The sequence below is a fragment of the Kiloniella laminariae genome (genome assembly GCF_027214005.1).
Lineage (GTDB): Bacteria > Pseudomonadota > Alphaproteobacteria > Kiloniellales > Kiloniellaceae > Kiloniella > Kiloniella laminariae_A.
On the sequence record NZ_JAPWGY010000003.1, the window covers coordinates 693,183 to 701,764 of the forward strand.

Sequence of the window (8,582 nt, forward strand, 5' to 3'; positions counted from 1 at the left end):
GATTTTGATTTCAGGATGATATTAAAAGGGTGTGGTTACGTTCGGCCTTTTGGATGAGTGATCATCGGAATAATCACTTTCAACCCCCTGTAGGCCTTCATGTGACGGGGATGGCAGTTGCAGGGGAAGGGTGATGGTTACGGTTGTTCCCTCTCCGAATTTGCTATCAATCCTGAATGTGCCGTGATGCAGGGTGACGAGGCTCTTTGTGATATAGAGGCCAAGGCCAGTGCCCTCATGCTTTTTGCGCAAGGTACTCTCACCCTGATAAAATGGGGAGCCGACGAGCGGGAGCTGGTGATCGGGAATGCCGAGGCCAAAATCTGTGACGGTTATTTTTAACTCACGGTTTGTTGTCTCGACGGCTTTGAAGAGGACTCTGGAGCCTGTGTGAGAAAACTTGATTGCATTCGCAATGATATTGAGCAGGATCTGCAGCAGCGCCCGATGATCAGCAGTGATCAGTGACAGGGATTCCGGGATCTCCGTTTCAACCTGTAGCGAGCGGTTTTCTGCTCTGGGCGCGAGCATGCGGATTGCCGAAGCTGCGACCTCGGCAAAATTGATCTTCTCCATTTCCAGAAGATAGCCACCCGCCTCGATCTTTGAAATATCCAGGATATCCGAGATCAAGCTGAGAAGGTGTGTGCCGCTGTTGTAGATATCTTCCGAATATCCCTTGTATTGCTGTTGTCCGATCGGACCAAACATTTCATTTCGCATCAGATCAGAAAAACCGATAATTGCGTTCAGAGGGGTTCTCAGTTCATGGCTCATGTTCGCAAGGAATTCAGATTTTGCCTGGTTGGCTGCTTCAGCTTCTTCTTTGGCGCTGATTAGGTGTGTTTCAATCTCCCGACGTTCCCTTATTTCAAACAGCAGCGAAAGCAGATGTGTGACCGAGGCGACAAAGCTGATTTCCTCAAGCGGCCAGCTGTAGGTTTTACGGGTTCTTTCCACCGAGATAATGCCGATGAGTTCGTTGTTTTGAAACAATCCTGCATCAAGGATGGACTGAATGTTATATACCTTGAGATAGAGATCGAGGAAACCTGTCACCTTGCTGTTGGACAAGCAGTCGTCTTGGGCAAGAATTCTCTTCTTCTGCATACGTTGGTAATAATCTTCACAACCGGCAAAAGGAATGGCTGTAGGAGGGGAGCTGTGTCTGTCGTTTTCCGCTTCATAAACATTATGGCATTCCAGCTGTTGTTCTTCCTGATTGAGAAACCAGATTGATGCCCTGTCCGAGCGGAGGGTCAGGCAGACAGTTTTTGTGACCTCCATCAAGGCCCGATCATCATTGTTCTGATAGAATATATTGTTCTGAACCAGTGATTTCAGAGCATTTATCTGTTGCTCGTTCCGCAGTTTCAAAAGTTGTTGCCGTTCGTGGTCTCGCGAAAATATACCAAGAACCGAGTTACCTCTCCTGAAGATCAGAATACAGAGGATGATGGCGAGGACAAGAGCCCCGGCTGTCCAGTACAAGCTTTTGCGAAGCAGAATGGTCCCGGGTAGATCAAGGTGCCAGTCCAGGATGCCGATCACTTGGCCTCTGGCGTCCTCCATTGTAAAACCATTGGTGATGATGTTCTGGGGATCGGCTGTGAAGTGAAGGTCCTGTAACCCAAGAAAAGTAACAAGATCGCTTTCTGGAGAGAGATCTATTTCCTTGAGTAACATCAGATATCCCCTGGGGGTTTCCGGATTGTCGAAATCTATTTCCCGGGTATCAGACGTAACCAGATTCAAACTGACCATATAGAGCTGATTTTCCAATTCGATAAAATCGGAAATCTGGTTTTCGTCTTCTGACGAGTTTGTCGCCTGGTGAAAAATATCATTCAATTTTTTTGAAAAGGCAGGCGTTGCGAAAGCGGGCGTGTTCTGGAGGCCGATAGATTCAAAGGTTTTTTTACCTTGGGTATCCAGCACCAGGGAACCGGAAATTTCAAATGTCTGTTCGAGGTATTCGCCGATATTTTTTTTTGCCCATGCCGGATCAAGGTTGATGATCAACTTTGAATAGGAATCTTCCCAGTAGCTGTAGTCATAGGTAAGGCGTTTGTGGGAGGTGAGGTCTTTTTGCAAAGAGGCTTTTACCAGGCGAATATAATCCTGACGGGTTATTTCATCCTGCTGGTTCGCACTATAAAAGAGGACAGTGAATACAATGGTGATTAACAGGCCAACCAAGAGAAGGATCTGAAAGAAAATTCCGTATATGAGGCGGCGGTAATGATCCATAAATCTTATCCTTGATCAGTCCCTTTGGATAATTATAGCAGAAACCGGTATCGTTCATGTTTCCTGCTGCAGTGAGAAAAATTCGGGTGCCAGCACGGTTTTCTCTTCGGCGAAAAAATCGAGTGACGGCCAACGCGTCCTCCAGTTCTTCCTGTCCTGTCGTATCTTGTATTCGAATAGTTTGTGGTCTCTGAAGTGGGGCGTGGGCCTGACTTTCATCTGGCAGCTGTTGTTGTAGCCGGATTTCGATTTCCCTTTCGGTTTTCTGCCGGGTGTCGTGAGGGTCAAAATAGATGACATCCAGATCGTTGCAAAGTGGAGGTTCTTTGATTCCCGAGAGCATGTCCCAAACAGAGTTGCGGATAGCGCCAGCTGTGATCCAGCCCTGAGGGAAAGCTGTACGCAGACACGCGAGCACTCTTTGGTGAAGCCGGCTTTCTCGCAAGAACTGGCTCAGCACTTCCCTGTAATAAGTCTCTTTTGTCGTCTCGGTCATCGGTCAGGGCTCATGAACTTCTGGACTGGGTACGCCAGCGCTTGAGCGCATACTGAATGTGATTGCCATCAAAGCGGTCTTCCTGCCAGTTCTTGGCAAAGCTGGCGGTGTTGCTTTCCGGAAGCTCGGATGCCGCAAGCTCGTGAAATCTGATTCTGGTCGGAAAGTTTACGCCTTCTCCCACGACAATAGCCTCCTGATTGCGCAGAGAGGGAAGGGACTTCAACAAGCTGGAAGAACTTTGTGGCAGGGTACGCTGTACAAACATCTGATCCCGTTCATTGCTCATCCTGAGAGAAAACATGGTGTTACATTGAGACAGGATGGTTTCGGAAAGCTCGGAAGGGCGCTGGGTGATCAGACCGAGCGAGACACCATATTTTCTACCCTCTTTTGCGATCTGCTCAAGAGCCCGCCGGGTTGGCTCAAAGCCGGAGCTTCTATCAAAGGGGACATAGCGGTGGGCTTCTTCACAGACAATCAGGATCGGGATCGGGTCATGACGATGTCCCCAGACGGCGAGATCGAAAATGGTTCGGCATAAAAGAGAGACCATGACATCAACGATCTCGGAGGGAACACCAGAAAGATCAAAAATGGAAACCGGTTTTCCTTCGTTGGGAATACGCATCAGTTTGCTGAGAAGGTATGCCATATTATCGCGCAAGGCGACATTGCCAAACATGAAGGCATATCGCCGATCATTCCGCAGGTTATCCAGTCTGGTTTTCAGGCGCATATAAGGGGCCAGCTGTTCGGGTTTGCCAAGTTGCCCCATCATTTCATCAATGCGGTGGACCATATCCGAGAGCTTGTAGGGAACGGGTGTATCAACCGTCAGGGTGTTGACGTCAACTTCCTGACTGCCCCATGCCAGCTTGGCTGTGAGGATTGCATCCTTGAGGATTCCCGCCTCGATGTTGCGGGCGGCTGGTTCCTTGCTGCAATAGATTTCGACCGTTTCTTCAAAGTTCAATAGCCAGTAAGGAAGCTTCAGAGAATCTGGGCTCAGGCATTCAGCCCGCTTTTTAAAGGCAGAAGAATACTCATTGTGCGGATCGATCAGGATGATATGTCCACAGGGGTGGCTGTCGAGAATTGATTTCAGAATGACCGTGAGTGAGCAGGATTTCCCGCTGCCCGTGGTGCCAAGGATGGCGAAGTGTTTTCCAAGCAAGGCATCAGTCATAATATAGGCGGGGAGTTTTTGTTCTTGCGCCAGGGCGCCGACAACAAAACAGGGTTTGTCTGGCCGCGCATAGATCTCTGCCAGCTCTTCCTGCCCAACCATCTCGACCTCTGAGCCGAGGACCGGAAAGCGGGAAACGCCGCGCTGAAAACCGGGAATATCGCCGGGGCCGGGGGCGCTCAGCTTTTCACCAAGAAGGTCAATCGACATGATCTTGGCATCGGCAGGGCTGGGCGGCATGGAAGGTTTGGGGATCTCCATGTCACTGATCAGCCCGAAAGCAATGGCGGTATCACTTTCGATCCGCACCATTTCCCCGATTGATGGCAAGTCGATGTTCGGTGCAACACTGGCGGTTATACTGTCGCCACTGATAGAGGTTACATAACCGATTGGGGTTGAACTCACTGTATAATCCCTAAAGTATAATCCTGAAAAACAAACATGATTTCCTGAATCTTACCCCAGAAAAGTTTACAGGGGCTTTATCCTGTGGATAGAAGTTCTCGGGCAGAACAGGAACAGAAGCAGGATATACCTTGCGACAGGAGAGGAATATTCCAGCTGGTGGTTCTGTCTCATGCAGAGATCCATTGCGTCATGGCTTATAAAAGCTTATCTTCCGCCGAATTATTGACAGGCATCGAAGCAATGACCGACCAGAAACTTATTCGAAATTTTTCTATTGTTGCCCACATCGATCACGGCAAGTCCACGCTGGCTGATCGGCTGATCCAGATGTGCGGTGGTTTGACCGAACGCGAAATGCAAAGCCAGGTTCTAGATAGCATGGAACTTGAGCGGGAGCGCGGTATTACCATCAAGGCACAAACCGTACGGCTGGAATATAAAGCCAATGACGGCCAGGTCTATCAGCTCAACCTGATCGATACCCCGGGGCATGTGGATTTTACCTATGAGGTAAGCCGTTCGCTGGCAGCTTGTGAGGGATCCATTCTCCTGGTCGATGCGTCTCAGGGCGTGGAAGCGCAGACCCTGGCCAACGTTTATCTTGCCATCGATAACAACCATGAAATCATTCCTGTCTTGAACAAGGTTGATTTGCCTGCAGCCGAACCGGACCGGGTGAGGGAACAGATTGAGGAAGTTATCGGCATTGATGCTTCGGAGGCTCTGGTCGTTTCAGGCAAAACGGGTGTCGGTGTTGCCGAAGTCCTTGAAGCTGTAGTGCAGAAGCTGCCTGCCCCTCGGGGAAATCCTGAAGGCAAACTCAAGGCGCTGCTGGTGGACAGCTGGTATGACAGCTACCTTGGGGTCATCACGCTTGTCCGTGTGGTTGACGGGGTTCTTCGCACGGGTATGAAAATCCGGATGATGGGCAATGGCACGACGCATCTTGTTGATGCTGTGGGGGCCTTCACACCGAAAATGACCAAGTTCAAGGAACTGCACGCTGGTGAAATCGGCTATATCACCGCGGGTATCAAGACGATTACCGATACCAAGGTCGGTGATACCATCACGGATGAAAAGAATCTGGTCGATACACCTCTGGCCGGGTTCAAACCGTCTATTCCTGTGGTGTTCTGCGGTCTTTTCCCGATCGATGCCAATGATTATGAAGATCTGCGCGACAGTCTGGGCAAACTGGCGCTGAATGATGCCTCATTCCATTATGAGCCAGAGTCTTCCGCCGCGCTCGGATTTGGTTTTCGCTGTGGTTTCCTTGGTCTTCTACATCTTGAAATCATTCAGGAACGGCTGGAACGCGAGTTTAATCTGGATCTGATCACAACGGCACCGAGTGTGGTTTACAAGATTCATATGAACAACGGTTCGGTTATGGAGCTGCACAATCCGGCGGATTTCCCTGACGTGGTCAAGATTGACCATATTGAGGAGCCCTGGATCAAGGCCAATATCCTGCTTCCTGATGAGTTTCTCGGCCCCGTGCTGAAACTTTGTGAAGACCGTCGGGGTATTCAGCAGGAACTGACCTATGTCGGCAGCCGGGCCATGGTGGTCTACAAACTGCCCCTCAACGAGGTGGTCTTTGATTTTTATGACCGTCTGAAGTCGATTTCCCGTGGTTATGCCAGCTTTGATTACTCGCTGGATGGGTATGAGGAAAATGAACTGGTCAAGGTCGCTGTGCTGGTGAACGCCGAGCCGGTGGACTCTCTGGCAATGATCGTGCATCGCAGCCAGGCGGAGCCGCGGGGCCGTATGCTCTGTGAGCGCCTGAAGGGCCTGATTCCGCGCCAGCTGTTCAAAATTGCCATTCAGGCGGCAATCGGTGGAAAAATCGTAGCACGCGAAACCATTTCTGCCATGCGCAAGGATGTAACCGCAAAGTGTTATGGCGGGGATGTTTCACGTAAGCGCAAGCTGCTGGACAAACAGAAGGCGGGTAAAAAACGCATGCGCCAGATCGGGAACGTCGAAATTCCCCAATCTGCTTTCCTTGCGGCACTGAAAATGGGTGATGACTGATCTTTATCAAGGTCGGATGAAACCTGAAACCCCGATTGCGGAAACCTCGATTTCCTGAGCAGTCGGGGTTTTTTCTGGGCGCTTACCGCCGCCGTCTTGGCTGATAGATGCTGCTGAGAATGGTGAACAATCCGCCCAGAATGGTGCCAATCACCACTGTGGGTAAAAGCGTGATCGGGAAAAGTACATATTGCCAGAGAGCCTCAGAGACATGCCGTTCAATGGCGCTCTGGACCAGAGGTTGAGAGCTGGGGTGTACAGCATACCAGTTCTCGCCGAGCAGCGAGAAGTGGAAACTTCCCTGCTCGACAAAGACGAAGATGTCAAAAGCAACCGACACAACGGCAATTGCGAGAAACAGCCATCCCAGAAGGCGGAAAACCATAGCCATATATCAGGGCTCCCTTCTTGTCGAAGGCACAGGAGTGAAAGCGGGTAACTGGAAGGCACTATAACATTAAACAAGGCTTTTGTTTAAGGAAAATCAAGGCTTAGGGAAAGTCGCAACTGTTCAAATTACGGTGTTCAAAAGAGTTAAAAAAACAGTTGCATCCCCTGACTATTCCCAGTAAGTTCCGCCTCGCACCCATGGGTGCCTTATAATGCTGGAGAGGTGGCCGAGTGGCTGAAGGCGCACGCCTGGAAAGTGTGTATACGTTAATCGCGTATCGAGGGTTCGAATCCCTCTCTCTCCGCCATAAACGCAAAAAGCTCCCGACGGGGAGCTTTTTGCGTTTATGGGGCTCACCCCGGCGTGATTTCTCAAATAGTCTTTCCGGATAAGCCGTACGCATAAAAAAGACCCGGCTTTTTCATGCACCTGCAAAGCATGCCGATATAAGGTTACCCCGCTTGACCTTCGTACAGTTCAAGCCCCCGCTATTCTTGTCTCTTCTATGCCCGGCATATTTCACCGGTTCATTTCGGCAGCAGACACCATACAACGATTTTTCTATAAATTTCTGGCCTAGTGCCCGAAGGAAACTTGAGATGCCGTGACGCTACTTATCATTCCGCCAGTGTTAACAGCGCGATAAATTGATCCAGGTGGTCGCGTGACCTCATCAACGTTGCGACTTACCCAGTTTCTAAGTTCCATAGATTTCAACGATTGTGACAAGGCGCGATCAGTTATTGTCGGCAAGCTTCTTTTGATTTCATTGAAGTGTCTCGGCGTGTGAAGCGCAGTCAAAACAGGGAGAGTCCATGAACGGCGAAGCAAGCCCTGATCTTCATCTCTGGAAACACCCCAAATTTTATTGGCGAGGGCTGCGGCGGTGACCCCGCGAGGTGTGAGACGAAATTCCGGCCGTAACGGATGTCCATATCCGGGGTTTCGCTCCAACAGTCCAAGGGAGATTAAGTGGTTCAGGCTTTGAGAGAAGGCAGTTCTGCTTGCTCCGGTCGCCGCCAATAGCGGCGCCTGCCGTCCGGCAACGCCTTCGTGCAGATTTGAAAGTATCGGTATCGCCCAGGCTTTGGACGTCAGGTTGACAAATAATTCAATGTACATAAAGTATAGTTAGTATATTTTTAGTCATAAGGAAAGCCTATGTCGCTCATTTCTGTAGATAAAACCATTACTATTGCTCTCTCTGTCAAGGATCGTCATGCCAGCGCCGACTGGTATGGCAGCATGCTAGGATTTGAAACGCTCTATCATGCCGATGAAGCAGGATGGTCAGAGCTTCAAACGAACACACCGGGCGTAGCAATTGGTCTTGGCGAGCATACTGAGCCCGTACCTGGCAACTGCGTTCCAGTATTTGGGATCGCTGATCTGGATGCCGCACGACAAAAGCTGGAACAGGCGAATGTGAGATTTGATGGCGCAACCGAGGTCATTGAAGGCATGGTGAAGACGGCAACGTTCTATGACCCAGACGGCAATGCGTTAATGCTCGCAGAAGACCTGACGGGCGGTGTATGACACCGCCATCACTGCGGGTGGCTAAAGCCGTCTTCGGCTTTGGCACCTTCGCTAAAACGCACTCGTTAAATGTCTCAGCGGCGTGATTTTTCAAATAATTTTTCCGGATAAGCCGTACGCATAAAAAAAGACCCGGTTGATACAGCCGGGTCTTTTTTATTCAGGCGCAAACGCTAAAGCGTTTTTCTTTTGATCTGAATCGGTTTCGGGATTCCCAAAAGCGGTATTCTATGATTCACTTTCGGGAGGAGGTGTTTCATGGG

At 50.0% G+C, this 8,582-nt stretch carries 7 protein-coding genes and 1 tRNA gene; 3 read left to right on the forward strand and 5 right to left on the reverse strand.

Features of this window, described 5'->3' with window-relative positions:
- Positions 1 to 21 precede the first annotated feature (21 nt).
- The 3 genes from O4H49_RS12290 to O4H49_RS12300 are packed head-to-tail and all read right to left on the reverse strand — an operon-like array spanning position 22 to position 4,343.
- On the reverse strand, positions 22 to 2,250 hold the full coding sequence (locus tag O4H49_RS12290) for an ATP-binding protein (protein ID WP_269423713.1): 2,229 nt from the start codon (positions 2,248 to 2,250) through the stop codon (positions 22 to 24).
- On the reverse strand, positions 2,153 to 2,746 hold the full coding sequence (locus O4H49_RS12295; protein ID WP_269423714.1) for a nucleotidyltransferase family protein: 594 nt from the start codon (positions 2,744 to 2,746) through the stop codon (positions 2,153 to 2,155). The genes O4H49_RS12290 and O4H49_RS12295 overlap by 98 nt, the downstream gene beginning before the upstream one ends.
- Positions 2,747 to 2,756: 10 nt before the next feature.
- The gene (locus tag O4H49_RS12300; RefSeq protein ID WP_269423715.1) at positions 2,757 to 4,343 is read right to left on the reverse strand and encodes an ATP-binding protein; all 1,587 of its coding nucleotides are present in this window, start codon (positions 4,341 to 4,343) and stop codon (positions 2,757 to 2,759) included.
- A gap of 243 nt (positions 4,344 to 4,586) precedes the next feature.
- On the opposite strand from O4H49_RS12300, the gene lepA reads away from it, so the two are divergent.
- On the forward strand, positions 4,587 to 6,389 hold the full coding sequence (lepA, locus tag O4H49_RS12305) for a translation elongation factor 4 (protein ID WP_269423740.1): 1,803 nt from the start codon (positions 4,587 to 4,589) through the stop codon (positions 6,387 to 6,389).
- Positions 6,390 to 6,471: 82 nt separating this feature from the next.
- Here lepA and O4H49_RS12310 read toward each other — a convergent pair whose 3' ends face one another.
- Positions 6,472 to 6,780 carry a hypothetical protein gene (locus O4H49_RS12310; protein WP_269423716.1) on the reverse strand — a complete coding sequence of 103 codons (309 nt, stop codon included), beginning with the start codon at positions 6,778 to 6,780 and terminating at the stop codon, positions 6,472 to 6,474.
- Positions 6,781 to 6,996: 216 nt separating this feature from the next.
- Between O4H49_RS12310 and O4H49_RS12315 the strand changes: the two genes are divergently transcribed.
- Positions 6,997 to 7,087: transfer RNA gene (locus O4H49_RS12315), tRNA-Ser, on the forward strand.
- A gap of 269 nt (positions 7,088 to 7,356) precedes the next feature.
- Here the strand turns inward: O4H49_RS12315 and O4H49_RS12320 are convergent.
- The gene (locus O4H49_RS12320; RefSeq protein WP_269423717.1) at positions 7,357 to 7,902 is read right to left on the reverse strand and encodes a winged helix-turn-helix transcriptional regulator; all 546 of its coding nucleotides are present in this window, start codon (positions 7,900 to 7,902) and stop codon (positions 7,357 to 7,359) included.
- 39 nt (positions 7,903 to 7,941) lie between these two features.
- Between O4H49_RS12320 and O4H49_RS12325 the strand changes: the two genes are divergently transcribed.
- Positions 7,942 to 8,319 carry a VOC family protein gene (locus tag O4H49_RS12325; protein ID WP_269423718.1) on the forward strand — a complete coding sequence of 126 codons (378 nt, stop codon included), beginning with the start codon at positions 7,942 to 7,944 and terminating at the stop codon, positions 8,317 to 8,319.
- Positions 8,320 to 8,582 lie beyond the last annotated feature (263 nt).

What these genes read in the sequence shown, in the direction of transcription:
- O4H49_RS12290 (WP_269423713.1), bottom strand. Translation starts at nt 2,250, where the DNA reads ATGGATCATTACCGCCGCCTCATATACGGAATTTTCTTTCAGATCCTT.
- lepA (WP_269423740.1), top strand. Translation starts at nt 4,587, where the DNA reads ATGACCGACCAGAAACTTATTCGAAATTTTTCTATTGTTGCCCACATC.
- O4H49_RS12325 (WP_269423718.1), top strand. Translation starts at nt 7,942, where the DNA reads ATGTCGCTCATTTCTGTAGATAAAACCATTACTATTGCTCTCTCTGTC.
- O4H49_RS12295 (WP_269423714.1), bottom strand. Translation starts at nt 2,746, where the DNA reads ATGACCGAGACGACAAAAGAGACTTATTACAGGGAAGTGCTGAGCCAG.
- O4H49_RS12320 (WP_269423717.1), bottom strand. Translation starts at nt 7,902, where the DNA reads ATGTACATTGAATTATTTGTCAACCTGACGTCCAAAGCCTGGGCGATA.
- O4H49_RS12310 (WP_269423716.1), bottom strand. Translation starts at nt 6,780, where the DNA reads ATGGCTATGGTTTTCCGCCTTCTGGGATGGCTGTTTCTCGCAATTGCC.